This is a genomic window from Streptomyces sp. NPDC017940 (assembly GCF_044328435.1).
GTDB lineage: Bacteria > Actinomycetota > Actinomycetes > Streptomycetales > Streptomycetaceae > Streptomyces.
In genome coordinates, this window is record NZ_JBIRHJ010000008.1 from 1 (window position 1) to 23228 (window position 23228).

The following is a 23228-nucleotide window of genomic DNA, read 5'->3' on the forward strand; positions in this document are numbered from 1 at the left end:
TCGCGCCGTCAGTGTGTTGCTTGGCACGCTGCGCTCGGTCATCCCGCCACGACCCCTCCCGTGCGTTCAGCGTCTGCGGCTCCGTGCCACTTGCGGCCCGTGCACCTTGCGTCTCGGTGCCTCATGCGGCCCGGTGCGGTGCCTTGTGCGGCCCGTGCGGGGGTTAACCGGCTCGCACTTCGGTGTTCTGGCCCACGTGCAGCAGCCACCTCCCGTCGTCCTGCTTGGTCATGACGTAGAGCGGAGCGCCTTCCGAATCGCCCTCTGGCGAGTGGTAGACCTGGCGGACCTTGACGGCTGCCACGTCGGGGCGCAGGAACTGCGTGTGCACTGCCTTGTAGGTGACCTCGCCGTCCCAGCTCGCAGTGGGCAGCACGGTGCGGGTGAAATCGGCGATCGCGTCGAAGCCGATGAGGACCTTGCCGTGGGCGGTCGTCCAGAGGGCGTCGGGGTGGAACAGCGCGAGGAAACCCTCCACGTCCTTGGCGCGCTGGGTGCGCTCGACGGTGGCCACCACCTGTTCGATGGCTTTGATGTCTGCTGCTTCGGTGTTCATGCAGCTCATCCTGGGACCTCAAGCGGACTTGAGGTCAAGGTCCGCCGGTCACCTCCTGTCCAGGCTGCCGGGTGCCGTTCAGGTGGGGGGAGGAGTGTCGCCCTTGCGGAGGTTCGTCGCACCGCCGTCCACCAGCATGGGGGGTGGTGTCGTGTCCAGGGCCTCGGAGAGGTCCGTCAAGGCCTTGGTGAGGAGGGTGGCGCCCCGGCGGACCACCCGGGCGGGGGCGTCCTGCGGCTCCCAGGCGGTGAGGACGTCGTGGACGCCGTCCCAGTGCGGGACACGGCGCTCCCGTACGGCCTTCGCGCCCTGCTCGGTGGCCGCGCGCAGGGCGGTGGCGAGGTCGGCCGCGGCGGGCACGGGGGGTGTGCCGCGGTCCGGGAGGTGGGCCTCCAGGAGCATCGCGACCCGGCCGAACTGGGCCAGGGCGTCCTCCGCCTCCGCGGCCGCCGCCCGCGACAGGCCACGGTGGCGTACGGGTTCGTGCTCGGCCTTGGTCAGGGCTTCCTGCCAGGCGGCCCGGGCGTCGCGGGTGGCGAGGAGCGTCTCGCGGACGTCGGGGCAGGACGTGCCCGCCGGGTCCGCGTAGTGGTCGGCGACGGCCGCCGCGTACCTGCCCTCCGCCGTCAGCCAGTCCGCCAGGCGCGTGCGCAGCCGCGGGGTCTCCCACGCCGGGTACGAGGCGTACGCCGCCATGGCGAGGAGGCCGCCGATGAGGGTCAGGACGACGCGTTCGGGGACCGTCTGCGTCCACTGCTCACCGCCCATGCCGAGGAGGAAGACCACGTACGCGGCCACACAGGCCTGGGCGGCGATCTGGCCCGTACGCATCAGGAGGTACATCAGGCCCGCCGACGTCACCGCGAGCGCGGCGGAGAGGTGGGTGCCCGGGTGCGTCAGCTGGACCAGGGCCGTGGCCAGGGTCACGCCCACCAGGGTGCCGGCGAAGCGGCCCACCGCGCGGGTGTAGGTCTGGGAGAAGTCGGGGCGCATGACCATGACCGACGCCATGGGGGCCCAGTAGGGGTGGCCGAGCGGCAGGTACGTTCCGAGGACGTAGCCCGCGACCGCCACCGTCGTCACGCGCAGGGCGTGGCGGGTCACCGCCGTGTGCCGCCGCTTCAGCTCCTGGCGCATGGCCCCGAGCGCGGCCGGGACCAGGGCCGTGAGTCCGGGCCTGACCAGGTTCGCGTTCGCCGGCTGCCCGGGCTCGGCGGGAGCCGGGGTCTCGTCCGCCGACGTTCCCCCCGCCACCTCCACCACGTCCCGCAGGAGCGTGGCCAGGCGGCGGGCGGCTCGCTGGGGCGGGCCCGTGAGGACGGTGCCCGGGTCCGGGGTGCGGAAGGTGGCGAGCGCCGACGGTGGCAGGTCCACCGGGTCGCCGTGGCGGATGGCGCGGGCCGCGGCGTCGAGGATGGTGCCCGTCGCGGCGAGGAGCTCGCGGACCCGGTCCCGTTCGGGGCCGTCCGCGGGGACGCCGAGGGCCGGGTCGGCCAGGGAGGCGAGCACCGGGCGGATGCGTTCGGCGACGCCGCGGGCGCCGTGGAGCTCTGCGGGGCGGGTGCGGGCCTGGCGCGGCGTGATGTGCGCGGCGGCGCGGGCCGTCATCAGCGGGACCGGGTCGAAGGGCGCCACGGGGTCGTGGCGCAGCCTGCGGGCGTAGTCCGCCTCTGCGGCGAGCGCGTCGGCGAGGGCGTCGCGGTGCGCGCCCCAGCGGCGTACCGGGAACACGATCACCAGGGCCGCCTGGAGAGCGCCGCCCACGACCATCATCGCGGCGTGCCCCGCCGCGGCGGCCACGGACGTCGGCAGGGTGATCGTGACCAGCATGATCGCCACATTGGAGGTGGCGATCAGGCCGATCGTCGGTCCCGCCGCCCAGCTCAGGCCCGCCAGGAAGGTCCACAGGGCCAGGAGGGCCAGAAAGAGCAGGAGGTGGCTGCCGGTGAGGTAGCCGAGGAAGGTGGAGAGGGCGAGGCTGGTGCCGGAGGCCAGGGCCAGTTCGGGGCGCGGGCGCCAGCTGCGCTGGAAGGTCGCGATGGCCGCCTGGAACGCGCCGAAGGCCGAGCTCGCCGCGACCGCCGGGCCGAACAGCGTCAGGCTCAGGCCGATCACGATCGCCAGGCCCGCCGCGCCGCGCAGCGCCACCAGGGGTTCGAGCCGCCGCCGCTCCACGGCCAGACCCGAACGCCCCGTCTGCTTCAGGGCTCGCCACCAGGTCATTTTGCGATACTACGGGCATATGGGGCATGTCATATGACGGGATCCGTCCGTCAGCCCTGGCCTCCCTGGCCTCCCCGTCCTCCCACGTCCCGGGTAACCCGTACCGCGTCCAAGTACTCCGCGATGGCGTCCCTGTTGCGCAGCAGGCACTCGGCCCGGTGCGTCATGCGGTCGAGCTCCCTCTCCAGGGTGGCCAGCATCTCCGGGGTGGCGTCGGGGAAGTGGATGGTGCGGGGCTTGTTCAGGCACGGGAGTATCTGTTTGATGATCCGGGTCGGCAGGCCCGCGTCCAGGAGACCGCGGATCTGGAGGACCCGGTCCACACAGAACTCGTCGTACTCCCGGTAGCCGTTGGCGGCCCTGTCGGCGACGATCAGGCCCTGCTCCTCGTAGTAGCGCAGCAGCCTGCGGGAGGTGCCGGTGCGCTCCGAGAGCTCACCTATGCGCATCAGCCCTCCACGCGCGCGCGGTGCGCCATGTGTGCCCGGTCCGCGGCGGCGGCGCCCTGCGCCCAGCCCTCGCCGTCCCGCACCCCGCGCACCCGGGTCGTGGACGTCTCGGGGAACATCCGCTCCGTCCGGTCGGTGACGGCGACGTCGCGGGCGGCGAGCACCGGGAGCAGCGCGCCGCCGTCGGCGCCGGAGTGGGTGACGGGAGCCGCGGCCGCCTCCAGGCGGGCGCCCATCCGCTGCGCGTACGCCATCAGGAAGGCCTGCCGGAACGCCTTGGTGCGCTTGCGCCCGCCCGCGCGCTGACCGGCCTCCGCCTTGGTCATCGCCGCCGTGCCCTGCACGAGCAGGGAGGTGTGGAGGAGGTCCACCGCTTCGAGGTCGGGTTCGAAGCCGACGACGGTGGAGAAGGAGTACGCCTCGTTCCAGACCGCGCGGCAGCGGTTCGCGTCGGCGACGGCGTCGAGGAGGATCGCCTTGGCCGTCTCGTACGGGGCATCGACGCCGATGCGGCAGGCGCCGGGCACACCGGCGGCGTGCGTCCGGGCGGCGAGCACGGCCTCGTCGACGCTGTACCGGGCCATCAGCTCCTGCGCCTTGGCGGTCAGCGCCTCCGCCTCTTCCGGGTAGCCCGTCGCCTCGGCCTTGGCGAGCAGGGCGCGGATGCGGGTGAGGGTGCGCGGTTCGTCGCCGGGGTGCCGTGGCGGCAGGTGTACGGGGGTGCCGGGCGCCGGCCCCACGGGCTCGATCGGAGGCAGCCGGAGCAGCAGGCGGTAGAGGGCGAGCACGGCGGTGGCGTGGGCGAACCGGTCGGGGGCCCGCCAGGGCGCGTACGCGTCGAGGGCGGCGAGCTGGGCGGGCCAGCGGGCGGGCAGCAGCTCGGGGGCGTACGCCCGGCTCTCGGCCTGGATCAGGGACGCGGCCAGGCGTACGTGGGGCTCGTCGAGGTCGCGCCGCACCAGGCGCAGGACGTCGGCGGGCTGCCAGCCGCGCACCCAGGCGCGGCGGAGCAACTCCTCGCCCCTCGCCGCCAGTTCGGCGTCCGCCTCGGGGGCGGCGGCGAGCAGGGACGCGCCGGTGTCGAGCCCGTGCGTGGCCCCGCCCGCGCGCCCGGCGTCCGCGTCCGGCCCGTGGAACGCCGCAGCGAACGCCCTGTCGATCACCGATTCCATACCCCTAAGGGTAGGCCTGGCCCTACCGTCGACCGGCCCGCCAGTGGTCGTGAGCGCCGGGGCCCGGCACGGTTGGCTCGGAGCATGGTTCTTGCGTCGCTACGGGCCCGGTGGGCCCAGTTTCTGGGTGCCTTCGTCGCCGTCGCCCTCGGGGTGACCCTGATGGCGGCCATGGGGGTGGGGCTCGCCGCGAGCCTGGACCCGCCGGTGCGCCCGCCGGTGCGGTTCGCGGGGTCGCCGGTGGTGGTGGCGGGGCAGGACACGCTGACGGTGGCGGTGCGGCGGGGGCCCGGAGTCGGCCGGGTGACGAAGCGGCTCGCTCATCCACACCCTGTGGACAAAGAATTGCTGCGCGAGCTTCACCGCCTGGGGCAGATCCGTACAGACAGTAAGGGATCGGACATGCCCGGCGGAGAGGTGACCGGGGTCGACGCGGTGGGCGTGGACGCGCCCGTGGCCGCCGTCCGTGCCGTCGTCGCCGCGTCCGGCACGGGGGCGCGCGTCCTCACCGGCTCCGACCGGCGCCTCGTCGACCCCGCCACCGGGCGGGACGCGGAAGCCCTGGTGGCCGTGCACTCCTTCCTCGGCACGGCGGGCGGGGTCGCCGCGTTCGTGTCCGCCTTCGTGACCGCGTCCACGTTCGCGTTCGTGGTGGCCCTGCGGCGGCGCGAGTTCGGGCTGCTCCGGGCGGCGGGGGCGAGCCGGGGCCAGGTGCGGCGGTGGGTGCTCGGCGAGGCGCTCGTGGTGGGCGCGGTGGCCTCGGCGGCCGGGTGCGCGGGCGGGGCGTGGGCCGCGCCCGTGCTCGCCCGGGTGCTGGTGGACGCGGGCGTGGCGCCCGCGTGGTTCACGGTCGCCGAGGGATTCCCGGCCTCCGCCTGGACGTGGTGGCCCTACCAGCTCGCCTTCTGGACCGGCGTCGTCGTCGCGCTCGCCGGGTCCTGGAGCGCGGCGCGCCGGGCGGGACGCGTCAGTCCCGTGGCGGCCCTGCGGGACGCCTCGCTCGACGCGGGGGTCATGCCGCCCGCCCGCCGGGTGGCGGGGGCGGCGCTGCTTCTGGGCGGGGGCGGGTGGCTGGTGTGGACGCTGTGGGCCGCGCCCGCCGAGCTGATGAAGCGGAAGTTCTATGTGGTGGAGGGGATGGTGCTCGCCACCGCGGCGGCGGCGCTCGTGCCTTTGGCGGTGCGGTACGTGGACCGGGTCGTCGTGTGCCTCTGGGGTGCCGGCTGTGGGCTCCTGGGGGTTGCCCGCAGGGGGCGTGCGCGTGCTCGCCGGAGCGGGGGGCGCGGGGCGGGTGCCCTCGCCGTGCGCCTCCGGGGCGCCGGCCGTGGGCCCCTGGGGGGTGCCCGTGGGGGGCGTGCCCACCGAAGCGGGGGGCGTGAGGCGGGTGCCCTCGTCATGCGTCTGCGCGGCGCCGACCGTGGATCCCTGGGGGGTGCCCGCAGGGGGCGTGCCCGCCGGGGTATAGGGCGCGGCGCGGGCGCCCTCGCCATGCGCCTGCGGGGCGCCGACCGTGGACCCCTGGAGGTCGCCCGTAGAGGGCGTGCTCGCCGGAGCAGGGGGCGCGCGGCGGGCACCCTTGTCCGGCTTGCGCTGGGCAATATGACCGGGGCCGTGCGGCGCACCAGTGCGGTCGCTGCTCCTGTGCTCGTCATCGTGGCTCTCGCAGGGTGTCTGCTCGGGTCCGCCGCCACGGTGGGGCGGGCCCGGGCCGAGGAGGCGCGGGCCCGTACCGCCGCGGATCTCGTCGTCACCGGTGACAGGTTGAGACCGGTCGCCGGGGGCGTCCCGGGGGCCGTGGTCGCCGCCTCCGCGGCCACCGCCGTCTACGTACGCGAGGACGGCGGCACCGCCCTCGTGCGGTCGAAGGCCCGCGCGGTGAGCGATCCGCGGGCGTTCGCGGCGGTGACGCGGCTGCCCGTCGTCGCCGGTGATGTGCGCCGGCTCGACGACCGTTCCATCGTCGTCGACGAGGAGTGGGAGCGGCACCGGGTCGGCGAGCGGGTGGACGTGCGGCTCGGGGACGGGCGCCCGGTGCGGTTGCGGATCGTTGCCGTGCTCGCGCGCGGCGCCGGCGACAACGGGGCGTACGTGACGTCCCGCAACGTCCCCGCCGCCCCGCTCGACCGCGTGGACGTGGCCCTGCGGGCGGGTGCCGACCGTGCGGCCGTCGTGGCGGCGCTGCGGGCGGGTACCGGGGGTGAGGTGCGGTCCGCCGGGGAGTGGGTGGCCGCCGAGTACCCCGGTGTGCGGGCGCAGACCCGGCTCGGGTTGCTCATGCTGCTCGGCATCTGTCTCACCTATACGGCGATCTCGCTGGTCAGCACCCAGTTCATGACGGCGGCCGTGCGTGCGCCCGAGCTGCGTTCGTTGCGGCTCGTGGGGGCGTCCCCCGGGCAGATCCGGGTTGTGGTGGGGGTCGAGGCGGGGCTTGCTGTGGGGGTGGGGGCGGTGCTTGGGCTCGGGGTGGCGGTGGTGGGGCTCGGGGGGTTGAGCCTGGGGCTTGCCCGGCTTTCCGCGTTCGCGGGGGTGGTGGTGCCCTGGGGGGTGGTGGGGGTGTGCGTGGGGGTGTGTCTGGTGGTGGCTGTGGGGGGTGCGCTTGCGGGACGCCCTGGGCGTGCCCTCGCGGGGCGCCCCAACCCCGCCCCTTCCCGATAACCATGGGTCTGCCGCCCCCTGGACCCCCGCCCCCATCGGCGCTCCGCGCCTCGTCCTCAAACGCCGGACAGGCTTTTTCCCCACCCACCCGCCCTTCCATCGCGCTGCGCGCTCGTCCTCAAACGCCGGACCGGCTGGGATCGCGCTGACGCGCTCGTCCTCAAACGCCGGACCGGCTGGGATCGCGCTGACGCGCTCGTCCTCAAACGCCGGACGGGCTTGGAAGCTTCGCCGGACGGACTTGGGAGCCTCACCGGGCGGGCTTGGAGCCGCGCCGGACCGGCTTGAGAGTCTCGCCGGACCGGCTTGAGATCTCCGCCGGGTGGGCTTGAAAGCGCCGCCGGGCGGGCTTACGAGCTTCGCCGGAAGGGCGGAGAGCTCCGCCCGACGGCATGCGAGCTTCGCCGGACGGGCTGAGAGCTCCGCCGGACGGCTTGCCAGATTCCCCGGACGGGCTGAGAGCTCCGCCGGACGGCTTGCCAGCTTCGCCGGAAGGGCTTGTGAGCTTCGCCGGGTGGGCTGCGTTCGTGCCGCCGGGGCGAAGTATCCAGCCTGTCCGGCGTTTGAGGACAAGCGCGCCAGCGCGGAAAAAGGGCGGGTGGGTGGGGAAAAGCCCGTCCGGCGATTGAGGACAAGCGCGCCAGCGCGGGAAAGGGGCGGGCGGGTGGGGAAAAGAGCCCGTCCGGCGGTTGAGGACGAGCGCGGAGCGCGATGGGAGGGCGGGTGGGTGGGGGAGAAGGCGTTGCGCTGGGGCGTTGTCAGTGGGCGGTGGGATCGTCGGGGGTATGGACGGCGAACGGTGGGTGGTGGCGGAGGAGGCGGGCGGGGGCGCCGCCGTGGTGCCGGTGGACGGCTCGGGCCGGCCCGTGGGCGACGTACGCCGCGAGGCGGACCTCGTCACGGCGGTGCGCAACCACCCGGAGGTGACAAGGTGGGTGTGGCGGTCGACGACCGCCGTGTACCCGCGGCTGCTCACCGCGGGAGTACCCGTACAGCGCTGCTACGACATCGAGGCCGCCGAACAACTGCTCCTCGGCCACGAGGGCCGCCACGGCGAGCCCCGCTCCGCAGCGGCGGCCTGGGCCAGGCTGCACCGAAGACCCGTACCGCAGGACCCGCCACCCCGCGCCGCCGACCCGACCGCCCAGGACTCCCTCTTCGATCCCTCCCCGGCGTCCCACCTCCCCCTGGAGGCCCTCCTCGAGGTGTACGCGGACCAGCTCACCCGGCACGGGGCCACCACCCACCCGGGCCGCATGAAGCTGCTCACGGCGGCCGAGTCGGCGGGCATGCTCGTGGCCGCCGAGATGAGCGCGGCGGGCCTGCCCTGGCGCGCCGACACCCACAAGGAGGTCCTGCACGAACTGCTCGGCGACCGCTACGGAGGCAGTGGCGAGCCGCGCAGGCTCGCCGAGCTCGCGGACGAGGTGTCCGCGGCGTTCGGCCACCGCGTGCGCCCCGACCTGCCCGCGGACGTGGTGAAGGCGTTCGCCCGCGCCGGCATCCGGCTCAAGTCGACGCGCAAGTGGGAGCTGGAGGAGATCGACCACCCGGCGGTCGTGCCCCTGCTCCGGTACAAGACGCTGTACCGCATCTGGACCGCCCACGGCTGGTCCTGGCTCCAGGCCTGGGTGCGCGACGGCCGCTTCCGCGCCGAGTTCACACCGGGCGGCACCGTCTCGGGGCGCTGGACCACCAACGGCGGCGGCGCGCTCCAGATCCCCAAGGTCATCCGGCGCGCCGTGGTCGCCGACCCGGGATGGCGCCTCGTCGTCGCCGACGCCGACCAGATGGAGCCCCGCGTCCTCGCCGCGATCTCCCGCGACCGCGGTCTGATGGATGTCGCGGGCAGCGCAGAGGACCTGTACACCCGGCTGTCCGACCGCGCGTTCGCCGGTGACCGCGAGCACGCCAAACTGGCGCTGCTCGGCGCGGTGTACGGGCAGACCTCCGGTGACGGCCTGAAGAACCTGGCGGCGCTGCGCCGCCGCTTCCCCCTCGCCGTCGCGTACGTGGACGACGCGGCGAAGGCGGGCGAGGAGGGGCGGCTCGTCCGGACGTGGCTGGGGCGGACCAGTCCCCCGGCCGTCGGGAGCGGCGCCGACGACGACGGGGAGGCGGGTCTGCCGCAGGAGGCGCCCGCCGCCGGGAGCGCCGCGCCCCAGGACGAGTTCACACCCGGGTACGCCTCGTCGGACGCGCGTGCCCGGGGCCGCTTCACCCGTAACTTCGTCGTGCAGGGCAGCGCCGCCGACTGGGCGCTGCTGCTGCTCGCCGCGCTGCGCAGGGCCACCGCGGGGATGCGTGCCGAACTGGTCTTCTTCCAGCACGACGAGGTGATCGTGCACTGCCCGCAGGAGGAGGCGGAGGCCGTCGTGGCGGCGGTGCGCGAGGCCGGGGACCTCGCGGGGCGGATCGCCTTCGGCGAGACGCCGGTGCGGTTCCCGTTCACGGTGGCCGTCGTGGAGTGCTACGCCGACGCCAAGTAGCCGTGCCGGCGTCCGACGCCCCATAGCAGCCGTGTCGGCGTCCGACGCCCGGTGCCGTGCGCCCGTACGGCCGTAGACGGCGGCCGTCTGTTGCCGGGGCGTTGCAGGCGTGTGGACATGTGCCCTGTTCGATTACGCGAGCCCGCGTGCGGGCCTACGTTGCTGACGCCAGGCGGTTCGGAAGGCGGTTCGGAAGGCGAGGAACGCCATGTCAGTGACCGACGAATACCTCAGGAACAACGCCGAGTACGCGCGGTCGTTCAAGGGTCCGCTGCCGCTGCCGCCGTCCCGGCAGGTGGCCGTGGTGGCCTGCATGGACGCCCGTCTGAACCCGTACGGGGTCCTCGGTCTCGCCGAGGGCGAGGCCCATGTCATCCGCAACGCGGGCGGGGTCGTCACGGACGACGGTATCCGCTCCCTCGCGATCAGCCAGCACCTCCTGGGCACCCGCGAGATCATCCTCATCCATCACACCGACTGCGGGATGCTCACGTTCACCGACGCCGACTTCAAGCAGCGCCTGGAGGGGGAGACGGGGCTGCGGCCCCCGTGGTCGGCGGAGACGTTCACCGACCTGGAGGAGGACGTGCGGCAGTCCGTCCGCAGGATCACGCGCAGCCCCTTCGTCCCGTACACCGATTCCGTGCGCGGCTTCGTCCTCGACGTGGCGAGCGGACGGCTGACGGAGGTCTCCCCCTAGGACCCGTAGGAGCCGTAGGACCCCTAGGACTCCTAGGGCCCCTAGGAGTACTAGGGGCCGACGGTCAGGAACGGGGACCCAGCAGCGACTTCAGCTCGTCGACGACCTCGGCGCTCACGCCGTCCAGGGACTCCAGGGCCGCCAGGGCCGCATCCCACTGGGCGTGCGCCTCCCGCGTACGGCCCCATGTGTGCAGCAGGAGTCCGAGCTGATGGCGGGCGAGGCCGCCCATGTGGGTGTCGCCGCGGTGCTCGGCGCGGTCCAACAGGACGGTGCCCTCGCGGGCGGCGTCCTCGTGCCTCGCCAGTCCGCGCAGGGCCCGGACCAGGCCGAGGCGGGACTGGGACTCGCCGTGCCAGTCCGCGTACTCGCCGTGCAGCCGCAGGCTCTTCTCGAAGTGGGCGAGGGCGGCGGCGGGTTCGCCGAGGGTGAGGTGGGCGTAGCCGATGTTGCAGTGCGCGGACTGCCGGACGATCAGGTTCCCGATGCGGTCGCCGATCGCGAGGCTGCGTTCGTGGTGGGCGATGGCGGTGCGAGCGTCGGTGTGCTCGTAGAGGTTGCCCAGGTGGCTGTAGGTGGTGGCCTCGCTCAGCGGGTCGTCGAGGCTGCGGGCGAGACCGAGGGCCCGGCGGAGGGCGCCCGCGGACTCGGCGTGCCGGCCGAGGCCCTCCAGGAGGAGGCCCCGGTGGTTCAGGCCGCGGCGTACGCAGGAGACGTCGCCGAGGGACCGCCACAGGGCGAGGGCCTCGTCGTTCAGCGTCAGGGCCTCGCTCGCGCGGCCCGCCATGAACCGGTGCCCCGCCAGGTCCGTCAGGGCCTGCGCCCGCGCCCGCCGGTCCCCGGCGCGCCGGGCGGCCGCCACGGCGACGGCCCCGAGCCTGGCCAGCTCCGTGAGCCGCCCGCGCCGCTGGAGGTAGGGGAACAGGTGCCGGACGAGGGCGGGCACCAGGCCCGTGGCGTCGTGCCGGTGCCGCTCGGTGAGCGCGACGATGTTCGGCAGCTCCTGGTCGGCCCAGGCGAAGGCCTGGTCGGTGGTGGCGAAGGCGGAGGCGGGCGAGTCGCCCGGGGCGTCCGGATCCTCCGTGGCCTCCGTAGGGACCGGGGGTTCCGTAGGGGCCGGGGGCAGGTCCGGTCCCGCGGGGCCGAGGCGGTCCTGTCTGTCCCTGCCCTCCGGCACGATCGCCAGGAGTGCCTGGCGCGCCATGGTGTCGTACCAGGTCAGCGCCGAGCGGTCGGCGGACTCCGCGGGCGGTGCCGCGTGTTCGCGGGCGAAGGCACGGACCAGGTCGTGGGGTACGTAGCGGCCGTACGCGATCTCGTCGAGGAGGGCGACGTCGACCAGGCGGTCGAGGGCGGCCTGGGTACGGGGGCGGGGCAGCCGCAGCACGTGCGCGAGCAGCGGGGCGCCGTACTCGGGCAGGTCCAGGGCGCCGATGGCGCACAGCGCGCGGGCGGCGTCGCGGTCGCCCGCGCGGTCGGATTCGCGCAGCGAGGTGAGCGCGACGTCGAGTGAGCTGCGGACGCTCAAGTCGTCGTGTTCCAGGTGGTGCAGGCGACCGCCGCAGTCCGCGAGGAGGTGCGCGAGCGCGTCCGGCGTGAGGGCACGGCGGGCGGCGAGGCGGGCGGCGACGATGCGCAGGGCGAGCGGGAGCCGCCCCGCGAGGGCCACCAGCGGGTGCGTCGCGTCCAGGCCGGTGCGGCCGGACGCGGCGCGGAGCAGGGCGGCGCTGTCGGTGTCGGACAGCGGCCGCAGCGGGAAGCGGGCCGCGCCGTCGAGCGCGGTGAGCTGGGAGCGGCTGGTCACGATGACGCCGCAGCCCGGGCCGCCGGGCAGCAGCGGCCGCACCTGCGCGGCCCCGGCCGCGTCGTCGAGCACCAGGAGGGTACGGGTCGGGGCGAGCAGCGAACGCAGCAGCGCGGCGGACGCGTGCGGGTCGTCGGGGGTGTGGCGCGCCCCGGCGCCGAGGTCGCGCAGGAGCGCGGCGAGGGCCTGTCCCGGGGTGAGCGCGGAGGTGGCGCCGTGCAGGTTGAGGTAGAGCTGCCCGTCGGGGAAGGCGTCCCGCAGCTCGTGCGCGGCGTGCACGGCGAGCGCGCTCTTGCCGACCCCCGCCATCCCCGCGAGCACGGCGACGGCAGGCACCCCACCGCGCCCTCCTCCGGCCCCCGCGCCCGCCCCGCCGAACAGCTCGCGGAGCCGCCGGACCTCGTCCGTGCGCCCGGTGAAGTGCAGGGGCCTTGGCGGGAGTTGGGCGGGGCGGGGTGGGTGCGGTGGGTTGGCGGGCGCGGGGGTGTTGTCGGTGGCTTGGGGTGCGGGGGGCGGGGGCGGGGCGCTGCCGGGTACGGGGGCCGGGGCGGGTACGGGGGCCGGGGCGGGTGCGGGGTCCGGGGCGGGTGCGGGGTCCGGGGTGCCGCCGGGTACGGGGTGCAGGGTGCCGCCGGGTACGGGGTGCAGGGTGCCGCCGGGTACGGCGCCCGGGGAGCTGGGGGGTGCGGGGGCTGCGAGGCTGGGGGGTGCGGGGGCCGGGTGACCCTCGGGTATGTGGCGTGGGGTGCTGTCCGGCGCGGGGGGCGGCGGTCCGGTGTTGCCTTCGGCCAGGCTCGGGGTCGGGGCCGACGTCGGGGCCAGGTCCGGGTCCGGGGCCAGGTCCGGGTCCGGGGCCGGGGTCGGGGCCGAAGTCGGAGCCGAGGTCGGAGCCGGGGCCGGAGCCGGGGTCGGGGCCGAAGTCGGAGCCGGGGCCGGAGCCGGGGTCGGAGTCGAGGCCGAAGCCGGGGCCGAAGCCGGGGGTGAGGCGCCGTGCGCGACGGACTTGTCCGGTACGGAGAATGCCCCGCCCAGACCTGCACCCGCGCCCACGCCTCCGCTCACACCCCCGCTCGCGCCCGCGCCCGCACCCGCGCCCCCGCGCAGGACCTCCCCGTGGGCCTCCCGCACCGCCTCCCCCGGCTCCACGCCGAGTTCGTCGACCAGGCGGCGGCGGAGTGCGCGGTGGACGGCGAGGGCCTCGGCCTGGCGGCCGGTGCGGTGCAGGACGAGCATCAGGTGGCGGTGGAAGTTCTCGCGGAGCGGGTGCTCGGCCACGAGGGACGTCAGTTCCGGGGTGAGTGCCCCGAGTTCGACGGACACGGAGGAGGGGTCGCCGTCGGGGTCCGCCGCTGCGCAGAGGAGTGCGTCGAAGCGGCACTCCAGAAGCAGCAACCGGGCCTCTTCGAGGCGCTGTACGAGTGCGTGCCCGGTGGCGGCCGTGGGCAGGCCGGACAGCGGGGTGCCGCGCCACAGCGCGAGGGCGGCGCCCGCCGCCCGCTCGACGGTGGCCCATTCGCGCTCGGCGTGCGCGGCGCGCGCCCGCGCGCAGTGGCGCTCGAAGACGCGTACGTCGAGCTCGCCGTCGTCCACCCGCAGGCGGTAGCCGGGCGGTACGGCGTGCAGCCGCGCGGGGTCGTCGAGCAGTCGGCGCAGCCGGGTCACATGGTTCTGTAGGGAAGCGTGCGCGGACGCGGGCGGGCCCTCGGCCCAGAGGGCTTCCTTCAGGGCGGCCGCGGAGACCACCCGGTCGGGTTCCAGGAGCAGCGCGGCGAGCAGGGCCCGCCCCTTGGGACTGCGTACGGGGTGCGCCTCGCCGTCGGGCCCGTAGAGCGCGGGCACGCCGAGGAGCCCGAAGCGGAGCTCGTCCGTCATGCGCGCCCCACTCCCCCTTCGCACCGGACCGCTCTGTTCCGGCCATGCGCGCCGGCCGGACGACCGTTGGCCACATGTTAGCGATCTGTTGGCGTGGCCTGATGTGATCACTACATCGGACCTGGCCCCGCCGGTGCTCGCGTTCATACGCGTGGCTCGGGGGAGTGTCGCCGCCGTGGCCGGGTCCGGCCAAGCTGGCCCCTGGCCTTGAGCGGATGCCCCCCGGCGCCCGGGTGGGCGTGGCGGTTCGCGCTGCGCGCTCGTCCTCAAACGCCGGACGGGCTGAAACCTTCGCCCGCCCGCAGAACACCGCCGCCGCGCCACGCACCCCACATCGCGCTCACGCGCTCTTCCTCAAACGCCGGACGGGCTGGATCGCAGCAGCCCAGCCCCCTACGTCACCGGCAGCGTGACCGTGAACGTCGTGCCCTTGCCCAGGGTGCTGTCGGCCTGGACCGTGCCGCCGTGGGCCTGGACGAGGTTGCGGACGATGGCCAGGCCCAGGCCGCTGCCTCCGGTGGCGCGGGTGCGGGACTTGTCGGCCCGCCAGAAGCGGTCGAAGACGTGCGGGAGGTCCTCGGCGGAGATGCCGGTACCGGTGTCCGCGACCTCGATGACCACCGACGATCCGTCCACCGGCCGGCACAGGACCGTCACCTCGCCGCCCGCCGGGGTGTGCCGGATGGCGTTGGAGACGAGGTTGCCGATGGCCTGGCGCAGCCGCAGGGGGTCCGCCGTCAGCCACGGGTCACCGTCCGCGACGGCGGTGAGCCGTACCCCGGCGGCGTCGGCGCGCGCCTGGTGGGCGGCGACGACCTGTTCGGCGAGGTCCACGGCGCACACCGGTTCCCGGTGCAGCCGCAGCGTACCGGCGTCGGCCGCCGCGAGGTCCTGGAGGTCGTTGACGATGTGCTGGAGGAGCAGGGCCTCCTCCAGGAGCGAGGTGACGAGTTCGGGATCGGTGGCGACGACCCCGTCCTCCGCGGCCTCGAGCCAGCCGCGGATGTTGGACAGCGGCGTCCGCAGCTCGTGCGCGACGTCGCTGACCATCGCCTTGCGCTGCTCCTCGAGCGCCCTGCGGTGCGCGGCCATGTCGTTGAAGGCGGCGGCGAGCTGGCTGATCTCACCGGCCGAGCGCGCGGGCACCGGCTCGGTCGCCTCGCCGGTCTTCATCCGCTGCGTCGCCATGGTCAGCGCGCGCAACGGCCTGGTCAGCCGGGTCGCCGCGAACGCGGTGGCGGCGACGGTGACGGCGAGGACCGCGGCGGCTAGCCCCACCAGGCGCGCGGTGTTGGCGCCGGACAGCTGGAAGCCGCTCTCGGAGGGGCGGGAGCCGTCGGGGCTGGTGATGAACAGGAGCGCGGGCGACGACACGTACGGGCCGAGCTGTTCGCGGCGGGCGCTGTCCACGCAGTTGGCGGCGACGGCCTGCGCGGCGTCGGTCTGCTCCTGGCGGCGTACGTCCTCCGCGCTGCGGGCCCCTTCGTCGAGGCGCGACGAGTAGACCCCGCCGTCCTTCGCGGCTTCGTCCTTCGTAGCTTCGTCCTTCGCCGCCCCGTTCCGCACGGCTCCCTCCCTCGCGGCTTGTTCCCGCGCGGCCGCCTCCTTCTTCGCGGCCCCCTCCTTCGACGGTTCGCCCATCGACGGTTCGCCCATCGCCGGTTCGCCCATCGCCGGTTCGCCCATCGCCGGTTCATCCATCGCCGGTTCGCCCTTCGGCACCTCTTCTCGCGGGGTGGCCGCCGGGATCGGCTGGGGCGCGCTCGGCGGGACGTACGCCTGGTAGAGGCGGGGGGCGCCGTCGCGGCTGACGGTGAGGCCGAGCTTCACGGGCTCGGCCCCCTTGCGGCGCATGCACGCCTCGGCGAGCTTGTTGACCTTGTCGAGGGCCCTGCGTTCGGTGGGGGTGAGCCCGCCCACGTACCCGGGGCCGCAGCCGTACTCGGTGAACTGGACCTCGGAGTCGTCGGGGGACGTGATGTACGGGCGGCCGTTCGGGCCCTCCACGGCCTTCGCGTCGACGCCGCGCTCCCGCAGACAGCTGACAGCCTTGTCCGTGATCTGCCGCAGCCCCTTGCGTTCGGACGCGGTCAGCCGGAAGGGGCCGACGGCACGCGGGTCGATGCGGTCGACGGCGTCGCTGCCCGTGCCGGTGCCGAGCCCGCCCTCCGCGCCGGACCCGCCCGTACCCGACCCGCCCGCGCCGGATCGCGCCGTACGCGAACTCGCCGCCGCCAGGGTCGAGTCGACGGCGAGCGGGTCCACGACGGCGGAGGCGCGCGCCGGGAGCCGGGCGCCGTGCTTCGGCGCCGGTCCCGCGGAGTCGGCGATGACCTTGCGGTCCTGGGTGGTGAGGGCGATCCGGCGGCCGGTCCCTGCGGCGAGGTCGCGCACGGCCCGGTCGGCGCCGCGCCAGCTGGGGCGGGTCGCCGCGAGGTCGAGGAGCTTGTCGTAGATGCGGGCGTCGTCGGCGAGGACCTGCCCCTGCTCCTGCCGGATCGCGCCGGACGTGGTCTGCGCCGCGAGCCAGGCGGTGGCGGCGATCGACATGACGGAGACGAGGACGGAGACGACGAGCAGCCGGGTCAGGAGACTCTTGCGTACGGGTACGCGACCACGCGACGCCCCGGCCCCGGCACCGGCACCGACATCAGCCCCGGCCTCGACACCAACCCCTCCCCCGCTACGGGACCGCCCCTCACGCCCCACGACGAGCCGCCCCACCGGAGGACCGCTCCCCACCGGAGGCCCGCTCCGCCCCGGAGGACGGTTCCACCCCGGCGGACCGCTCCACCCCAGAAGACCGCTCCACCCCGGCGGACCCCTCCGCCCCGGCGGACCCCTCCGCCCCGGCGGACCCCTCCCCCTCAGCCGGCGCCACCAACTTGTACCCCACCCCGAAGACCGTCACGAGGCGGCGCGGACTGCGCGGATTGGCCTCGATCTTCTTGCGCAGGTTCAGGACGTGCACATCGACGGTGCGCGCGGATATGTACCCCGAGGAGCCGTGGATGCGGTCCAGGAGCTGCGGCCGGGTGAACACCCGCTCCGGCTCCGCGGCCATCACCGCGAGGAGTTCGAACTCGCCGGGCGTGCACTCGACACCGCGCCCGTCCACGGTCACCTCGTGCCGCCGCTCGTCCACGACGAGGCCACCGGCCCGCAGCACCCGGGCGTCCGGGTCCGGCGGCGGCTGCTGCGGCTGGTGGACGCCGCCGCCGGCCCGCCGCAGCAGGGTGCGTACGCGGGCCATGAGCTCCCGGGGGCTGTAGGGCTTGGTGAGGTAGTCGTCGGCGCCCAGGTCGAGCCCGAGGAGGAGGTCGTCCTCGGTGGAGCGGGCGGTGAGCATGAGGATGGGCAGCGTGCTCGTACCGGGAGGGCCCCCAGGGGCCCCGGCGGCAGGGAACTCCCCGGGACGGGGGCCCGCGCGCAGCACGCGGGTCACCCCGAGGCCGTCGATCTCCGGCATCATCACATCGAGGATCAGCAGGTCGGGCTCGTGCCGCCGCACCTGCTCCAGGGCGGCACGGCCGTCGTGGACGACGCCGACCGTGTGCCCCTCGCGCTCCAGATAGCGGCGGATGAGGTCGGCCTGTTTCTCGTCGTCCTCCGCGACCAGGACACATGCGCACATGCGCCCGAGCATAAGTGGACCGCCGTGGTCCACGGCCGCCGCGGAGACGCCCTGACAGGAATCACACAACTGGCCGGGGGCCGGGCGCGTGCCCTACGGCTTGCGGTCGTGCGGTACGACGACGATCTGTACGTCGTCCTCGTAGACGACGCGGCCCGGGTCGGCGGAGTGGACCGTGCGGCACGGGACGCCGTGGGCGGCGAGGATGTCGAGGTAGCCGGGGACGCGCTCGATGAGGTGGGTGGCGGAGGACTTGAACCAGGCCACCGCGCCCGGGTTCACCTCGGCGTCGTAGACGGTGGGGTCCACGTGCGAGGGCGTGGTGTACGCGGTGTCGTACCAGTCGTTGGTGGCGCGCCGGAACCGCTCCTGCTCCGCGGTGAGCCTGCCTTCCCGGGCGAGCCGGTTCACCAGGAAGAACACACCGGGGCGGAGCCCGCGTTCGTGCAACTCGGGGGACTCGAACCGGATGTACGTCACAGGGGTCACCGGCGCATCCTCGCATCCGGGTCCCGCCAGTGGGGTGCGCGGGCCCGGTCGGCGAGGGCGTCGGCCTGCCGGTGGTGCGCGGCCGCGGCGGCGGGGCGGCCGAGGGCTTCCGCGAGCCGTCCCGCGTACCGGGCCACCGGTTCGAGGGTTAGCACCCCGCTGCCCGCGCCGCCCAGCTCGCCGCACGCGGGCAGCAGTTCCCGGTAGCGGGCCTCCAGGTCGTCGGGGGTGGCCGCTGGGGACCGCAGGGTTGCGCGTGCGCGCAGACACAGCCGGGCTTCGAGCAGCTGGTCCCCGGGCAGGGGTCCGCTCCCCACTTCGGCGCCGTCTCCTTCGGCTTCCGCGTCCCCGCCCTGCACCCGCAGGCACAGCAGCGCCAGTTCCAGGAGCCCGCCCTCGGGGCCCGCGCCCGCCACACCGCTCGCACCCGGCACCCCGGTCACACTTGGCACCCCGGTAGCACCCGGCGCCCCGGTCGTGCCGACCATCCCGGTCGTGCCGACCATCCCGGGCATGCCCGTCATCCCGGTCATCCCCGAACCCCGCATTCGCCGCGCCGCCGCCCGGTACCCGGCCTCGGCCTCCGCGGCCCGCCCGGCCACGGCGGCACGCAGCGCCGCGTACCAGTCGGTGAAGACGCCCACCAGGGGCAGCCCGTGCCGCTCGGCGAGGCGGTCGGCGGTGGCGGCGGCCCGGTCGGCGGCGGCGAAGTCCGCGAGCGCCGCGTGCGACTGGAGCAGCATCAGGTGCCCGAGCACCTCGAAGGCGACGAGGCCGTGGCGGGCGGCGAGGGAGGTGAGTTCCGCCCCGATGCGGGCGCGTTCGGGGGCGAGGCCGGGGCGGTGGAAGGTGTGCAGGAAACGCCCGTTCAGGGCGAAGGCGAGCAGCGCGGCGCCCTCCCCCGGGCCCGCGCCACCCTCGCCCGCACCCGGGCCGCCCTCGCCCGCACCCGCGGCGCCCTCGCCCGGGCCCGGGCCGCCCTCGCCCGGCCCTGCGCCACCCCTGCCCGCGCCCGCGCCGCCCTCGCCCGGGCCACCCTCACCCGCGCCCGCGCTGCCCCTCCCCGGCCCCGCGCCACCCTCACCCGCACCCACACCGCCCGCACCCTCCCCGCCTTCCCCCGAGGACCCGCCGTCCACGGGGAACCCGTCCTCCTCCAAGGCCCGGGCGAGCACCTCGGCCTCCCGTGCCGCGGCGGCGCCGATGCCGGTGCGGGTGCCCCGGGTCTCCATGGCGATGGTGCTCAGCAACCGGCACCGCGTGGCGCGGCGCGCGCGGGTCCCGTCGTCCGGGAGGGCGTCGAGGGTGCGCAGGGCGGCGGTGACGATGCGGCGGGAGAGGGCCTCGTCGTCGTTGCGGGCCCAGATGCCGGGTACGTCGAAGGCGCCGATGACGCGGGCGGTCAGTTCGGGGTCGCCGGTGGCCTCGGCGTCGACCAGTGCGTCGGCGCGGTACCTGCGGGCCTCGGCGAGGTTGCCGGTGACGGCGAGGTTGCGGACGAGCCCCATGACGATCCCGAGCCGCGTCCGGCCACCGGGTCCCCCGGCGCCCCCGGGACCCCCGGGGCCGACGGCGGGCAGCCGCCCCGGCGGACCCGCACGGTCGTACGCGTCCAGGGCCGCGCGCCAGAGCCGGGCCGCCCGGTGCGGGGCGAACGCGGTCTCGGCGCGCCGTGCCGCCCGGGTGGCGAAGTCGGCGGCGCGAGAGGCGACTTGGCGGGTGCCCGCGGCGACGTAGTGGTGGGCGACGGCCTCGACGGCGCCGGGCCGCAGCCGTTCGACGATCTCACCGGCGGCGGTGTGCAACCGGGCGCGGCGGGGCCCGGTCAGGCCGCGGTACAGCGCCTCGCGCACGAGCGCGTGCGCGAACTCGACCCGCCCGGCCGCCGTGTCCGCACCCGTCCCCGTCCCCGAACCCGCCCCTGCCCCCGAACCCGCGTCCGACCCCACACCCGCGCCGACACCCCCGTACGCGCCCGAGACCGCACCCGCACCCGCTCCCGCACCCAAGTCCGCCCCCGAGACCGCACCCGCTCCTGCACCCCAGTCCGCCCCCGCACCCATCCCCACCCCCACCCCGACCTCCACAAGCAGCCCAGCCCCCAGACCCGCGTCGACCGCCTCAAGCACCGCGTCCTCGTCCCCGACGAGCTGGCTCAGGACCTCCAGGTCGACGTCGGGCCCGAGCACGGCGGCCTGCCGCAGCACGGCGCGGGCGCGCGGCGGCAGCGCCCCGGTCCGGCGCCGGACGACGTCCCGTACGCCGTCGGGGACGCGGTCGAGCGCGGCGGGGCCTTCGGTGGCGTACAGGCGGGCGATCTCGCGTACGAAGAAGGGGTTGCCGCCGCTGCGGCGGTGCACGGTGCGGACGGCGGCGGGCTCGACCGGGCGCCCGGAGACGGCCAGGACCAGGTCGCCCACGGCGTCCTCGGGCAGCGGCCCGACCCGTACGCGCACGGGTTCGGCGCGGGCGAGCCGCCCGAGTACCTCGCGCACGCCGTCACCGGCGTCGGTGTCGGTGTCGCGGTACGTCGCCACGACGAGCACGGCGCGCTCGACCGGCGTCTGCGCGAGGGCGGCGAGCAGTTCGAGGGTCTCCGTGTCGGCCCAGTGCAGATCGTCGAGTACGAGGAGCAGTGGCCGTCCGCGGTCGGCGACCCGCACGATCTCCTCCCCCGCCCACCGGTACCGCCGGAACCGGCTCCCGTCCCCACCGAGGCCGGTACGGTCCGGGCCCCCCACGGCTTCCAGGTCTCCCGGTGCCTCCCCCCAAGGCCACCCGGCAGGCGCCCCGCCCTGCTCCGACGCCCGCCCCCACGCCGTGGTCCAGCCCGCGTCGGCGAGCCGTCCCGCGAGGTCCCGCACGAGGGCGGTCTTGCCCGCCCCCGCGTCCCCGACGACCAGCGCGAGGGTGAACCGCCAGTCCCGTACGGCGGCGCGGGCGGCGGCGTCCAGATCGGCGGACTCCCGCTCCCGGCCGAACAGTTCGCGCCCCCGGCCCACGGCGACGTCCCCGCGCGGTGACGCCTCCGCTCCGCCACCGCTCACGGGAGCGGACGCGGAACCGGCGGCGGGCGCGGAACTGGAACCGGCCGCGGACGGGAACCCGGACGCGGACCCGCTCCCGGACGCCAGAATCTCCCCCTCCGCCCGCCGCAACCCACCCCCCGGCTCCATCCCCAGCTCCCGCGCCAGCCGTTCGCGGGCCCTGCGCAGTACGGCGAGGGCGTCGCCCCTTCGCCCCGCGCGGTGCAGGGCGGTGGCGAGGAGCGCCCAGGCGTCCTCGCGGGAGGGGTGCCGCTCGACGTGCGGTTCCAGGTCGAGGACGGCTTCCTCGGGGCGGTCGAGGGCGAGGGCCGCGGTGGCGCGGCGTTCCACGGCGAGCAGCCGAAGGCCGTCGAGGCGCACGGTCTCGGCACGAGCCCAGTCCTGCTCCGCCCACTCGGCGTACGCGGGCCCCCGCCACAGCGCGAGCGCGCCGTCGAGCAGCGCGAGGGCCGCGTCGGCGGCGGCACCAGTACCGGTACCGATGGAGGCACCAGCACCGGTACCGATGGAAGTACTAGCGGAGCTACCGACCGCGGTACCAGCAGAGGTACCGACGGCGGTACCAGCAGAGGTACCGACGGCGGTACCAGCAGAGGTACGGGCGCAGGCACCTCCGGGACCCCCGCCCCCGCCGTACAGCAGCCGCCCCGCCTCCCCCACCGCCGCGTCGAACCGCCACGCGTCCACCGCCGTGTCCCCCGCGAGCAGCGCGTAGCCCGGTCCCGAGGTCACCAGGAGCCGGGCGGGGGCGCGCCGGGGGCGGTCGGGTTCGAGGGCCTTGCGGAGGTCGCCGACGAAGGTACGGATCGCGCCGACGGCGGAGGGCGGCGGGTCCGCCCAGAAGTCGTCGACGAGGCGGGCGACCGGGACGGTGCGGCGGCGGGCCAGCAGGAGCCGGGCGAGGACGGCCCGGTGCCGCGGGCCCTTGAGGTCGAGGGCCCGCCCCTCGGCGTCGCGCGCGACGAGCGGCCCGAGCACCTCGAACGTCAGGGGCCCGGCGCCCCGCGGGTCCTCGTCCACCTCCGGCACCCCCTCAACGTACCCCCCGAGTCCGCCGTACTGATCCGTTGCTGATCCGCGCCGCGCAGGCTGGGGCCATGACACAGCACGAACAGCTTGACCAGCACGAACAGCACGGTCAGCACGAACCCCGTATCGAAGGTTTCGCCTACCGCCGCGTGACCGTCGGATCGGCAAACGGCGCAGGAGACGGCAGGAGCGACAGCACCGGCAACCGCACCGGCGACCGCACCGGCGGCGGCACCGGCGGCGGCATCCAGCTGAACGCGGCCGTCGGAGGCGACCCGGAAGCCACCCCCGTGGTGCTCCTGCACGGCTTCCCGCAGACGCACCTCATGTGGCGGCACGTCGCGGCGGACCTCGCGGCCGACCACCATGTGATCTGCCCGGACCTGCGCGGTTACGGGGCGAGCGACAAGCCGGAGGAGGCGGCGGACGGGCTGACGTACGCCAAGCGGACGATGGCCGCGGACGTGGTGGCGCTCGCGCGGGCCCTCGGCCACGAGCGGTTCGCGCTCGCGGGGCACGACCGGGGTGCGCTGGTCGCGATCCGGGCGGGCCTCGACCACCCGGACGCCGTGACACACCTGATGTCACTCGACGTCCTGCCGACCCTGGACATGTGGGAGGTCATGCGGGGCACCACCGCCGCGGTCGGCTTCCACCTGTTCCTGATGGCGCAGCCGCCCGGCCTGCCGGAGCGGATGATCTCCGCGGACCCGGACGCGTTCTTCGGCCACTTCCTGGACCTGTGGGCGACCTCCCCGGAGGCGATACCGGCGCGGGTGCGGTCCGCGTATCTGCGGGCGTGCCGCGAGGCGGTGCCGTCGATCGTCGCGGACTACCGCGCGTCGGCGTACGCGGACGTGGAGCACGACGCGGCGGACCGCGGCGCGGGGAACGCCCTGCGGATGCCGGTCACGGTCCTCCAGCAGGACTGGGGCGCCGCGCTCGGCTTCGACGCGGAGGCGCTGTGGCGCCGGTGGGCCCCGCACCTCACGCACCGGACGGTGCCGTACGGACACTTCATGGCGGAGGAGGCGCCGAAGCAGGTCACGGCGGCGCTGCGGGAACTCCTCGCCCGCGGGTACGGCGAGGCGCCCGCCTAGTCTGGGCGC

12 protein-coding genes and 1 pseudogene are annotated in these 23228 nt (G+C 75.6%); 4 read left to right on the forward strand and 9 right to left on the reverse strand.

Translation table 11 applies throughout. The annotated features are described in order from the left end of the window. Nucleotides 1–163 precede the first annotated feature (163 nt). The 4 genes from ACH4DX_RS26360 to ACH4DX_RS26375 form a co-directional block, all read right to left on the reverse strand. A complete protein-coding gene (locus tag ACH4DX_RS26360; RefSeq protein WP_398157007.1) occupies nt 164–565 on the reverse strand; it encodes an SgcJ/EcaC family oxidoreductase in 402 nt (133 codons plus the stop codon). A gap of 69 nt (nt 566–634) precedes the next feature. Further along, nucleotides 635–2779: an FUSC family protein gene (locus ACH4DX_RS26365; RefSeq protein ID WP_398157008.1), complete on the reverse strand. Its 2145-nt coding sequence runs from the start codon at nt 2777–2779 to the stop codon at nt 635–637. A 50-nt stretch (nt 2780–2829) separates the two neighbouring features. Beyond that, on the reverse strand, nt 2830–3228 hold the full coding sequence (locus ACH4DX_RS26370) for a MerR family transcriptional regulator (protein ID WP_398120015.1): 399 nt from the start codon (nt 3226–3228) through the stop codon (nt 2830–2832). After that, nucleotides 3228–4400, reverse strand: coding sequence for a DUF2786 domain-containing protein (locus ACH4DX_RS26375; protein ID WP_398157009.1), 1173 nt, complete (start codon nt 4398–4400; stop codon nt 3228–3230). The genes ACH4DX_RS26370 and ACH4DX_RS26375 overlap by 1 nt, the downstream gene beginning before the upstream one ends. A gap of 84 nt (nt 4401–4484) precedes the next feature. Between ACH4DX_RS26375 and ACH4DX_RS26380 the strand changes: the two genes are divergently transcribed. From ACH4DX_RS26380 to ACH4DX_RS26390, 3 genes are all read left to right on the forward strand, one after another. Continuing rightward, nucleotides 4485–7055: an FtsX-like permease family protein gene (locus ACH4DX_RS26380; RefSeq protein WP_398157010.1), complete on the forward strand. Its 2571-nt coding sequence runs from the start codon at nt 4485–4487 to the stop codon at nt 7053–7055. Between the two features lie 785 nt (nt 7056–7840). Continuing rightward, complete coding sequence (locus tag ACH4DX_RS26385; protein ID WP_398157011.1) at nt 7841–9544, forward strand: bifunctional 3'-5' exonuclease/DNA polymerase; 1704 nt, start codon at nt 7841–7843, stop codon at nt 9542–9544. A 208-nt stretch (nt 9545–9752) separates the two neighbouring features. Then, complete coding sequence (locus ACH4DX_RS26390; protein ID WP_398157012.1) at nt 9753–10244, forward strand: beta-class carbonic anhydrase; 492 nt, start codon at nt 9753–9755, stop codon at nt 10242–10244. 64 nt (nt 10245–10308) lie between these two features. Here ACH4DX_RS26390 and ACH4DX_RS26395 read toward each other — a convergent pair whose 3' ends face one another. The 5 genes and pseudogenes from ACH4DX_RS26395 to ACH4DX_RS26415 all read right to left on the reverse strand — a co-directional run bounded on the left by ACH4DX_RS26395 (nt 10309) and on the right by ACH4DX_RS26415 (nt 22119). Then, nucleotides 10309–13920, reverse strand: coding sequence for a BTAD domain-containing putative transcriptional regulator (locus ACH4DX_RS26395; RefSeq protein ID WP_398157013.1), 3612 nt, complete (start codon nt 13918–13920; stop codon nt 10309–10311). Between the two features lie 393 nt (nt 13921–14313). After that, nucleotides 14314–16470: a sensor histidine kinase gene (locus tag ACH4DX_RS26400; protein WP_398157268.1), complete on the reverse strand. Its 2157-nt coding sequence runs from the start codon at nt 16468–16470 to the stop codon at nt 14314–14316. A gap of 316 nt (nt 16471–16786) precedes the next feature. After that, nucleotides 16787–17554 (reverse strand): annotated as a pseudogene (locus tag ACH4DX_RS26405) (response regulator transcription factor); the annotation flags it as partial. A 93-nt stretch (nt 17555–17647) separates the two neighbouring features. Next, entirely contained in the window at nt 17648–18043 is a 396-nt protein-coding gene (locus tag ACH4DX_RS26410) for a hypothetical protein (RefSeq protein ID WP_398120002.1), read from the reverse strand. Beyond that, nucleotides 18040–22119 (reverse strand): BTAD domain-containing putative transcriptional regulator, encoded by a 4080-nt coding sequence (locus ACH4DX_RS26415; protein ID WP_398157014.1) that lies wholly within the window; start codon nt 22117–22119, stop codon nt 18040–18042. Before ACH4DX_RS26415 ends, ACH4DX_RS26410 begins: the two co-directional genes overlap by 4 nt. Nucleotides 22120–22187: 68 nt before the next feature. On the opposite strand from ACH4DX_RS26415, the gene ACH4DX_RS26420 reads away from it, so the two are divergent. Then, nucleotides 22188–23219 (forward strand): alpha/beta fold hydrolase, encoded by a 1032-nt coding sequence (locus ACH4DX_RS26420; protein WP_398157015.1) that lies wholly within the window; start codon nt 22188–22190, stop codon nt 23217–23219. Nucleotides 23220–23228 lie beyond the last annotated feature (9 nt).

Bases quoted from the DNA above. Each gene is read 5' to 3' on its own strand.
- ACH4DX_RS26360 (WP_398157007.1), bottom strand. From the start codon at position 565: ATGAGCTGCATGAACACCGAAGCAGCAGACATCAAAGCCATCGAACAG.
- ACH4DX_RS26365 (WP_398157008.1), bottom strand. From the start codon at position 2,779: ATGACCTGGTGGCGAGCCCTGAAGCAGACGGGGCGTTCGGGTCTGGCC.
- ACH4DX_RS26370 (WP_398120015.1), bottom strand. From the start codon at position 3,228: ATGCGCATAGGTGAGCTCTCGGAGCGCACCGGCACCTCCCGCAGGCTG.
- ACH4DX_RS26375 (WP_398157009.1), bottom strand. From the start codon at position 4,400: ATGGAATCGGTGATCGACAGGGCGTTCGCTGCGGCGTTCCACGGGCCG.
- ACH4DX_RS26380 (WP_398157010.1), top strand. From the start codon at position 4,485: ATGGTTCTTGCGTCGCTACGGGCCCGGTGGGCCCAGTTTCTGGGTGCC.
- ACH4DX_RS26385 (WP_398157011.1), top strand. From the start codon at position 7,841: ATGGACGGCGAACGGTGGGTGGTGGCGGAGGAGGCGGGCGGGGGCGCC.
- ACH4DX_RS26390 (WP_398157012.1), top strand. From the start codon at position 9,753: ATGTCAGTGACCGACGAATACCTCAGGAACAACGCCGAGTACGCGCGG.
- ACH4DX_RS26395 (WP_398157013.1), bottom strand. From the start codon at position 13,920: ATGACGGACGAGCTCCGCTTCGGGCTCCTCGGCGTGCCCGCGCTCTAC.
- ACH4DX_RS26400 (WP_398157268.1), bottom strand. From the start codon at position 16,470: ATGTCGATCGCCGCCACCGCCTGGCTCGCGGCGCAGACCACGTCCGGC.
- ACH4DX_RS26420 (WP_398157015.1), top strand. From the start codon at position 22,188: ATGACACAGCACGAACAGCTTGACCAGCACGAACAGCACGGTCAGCAC.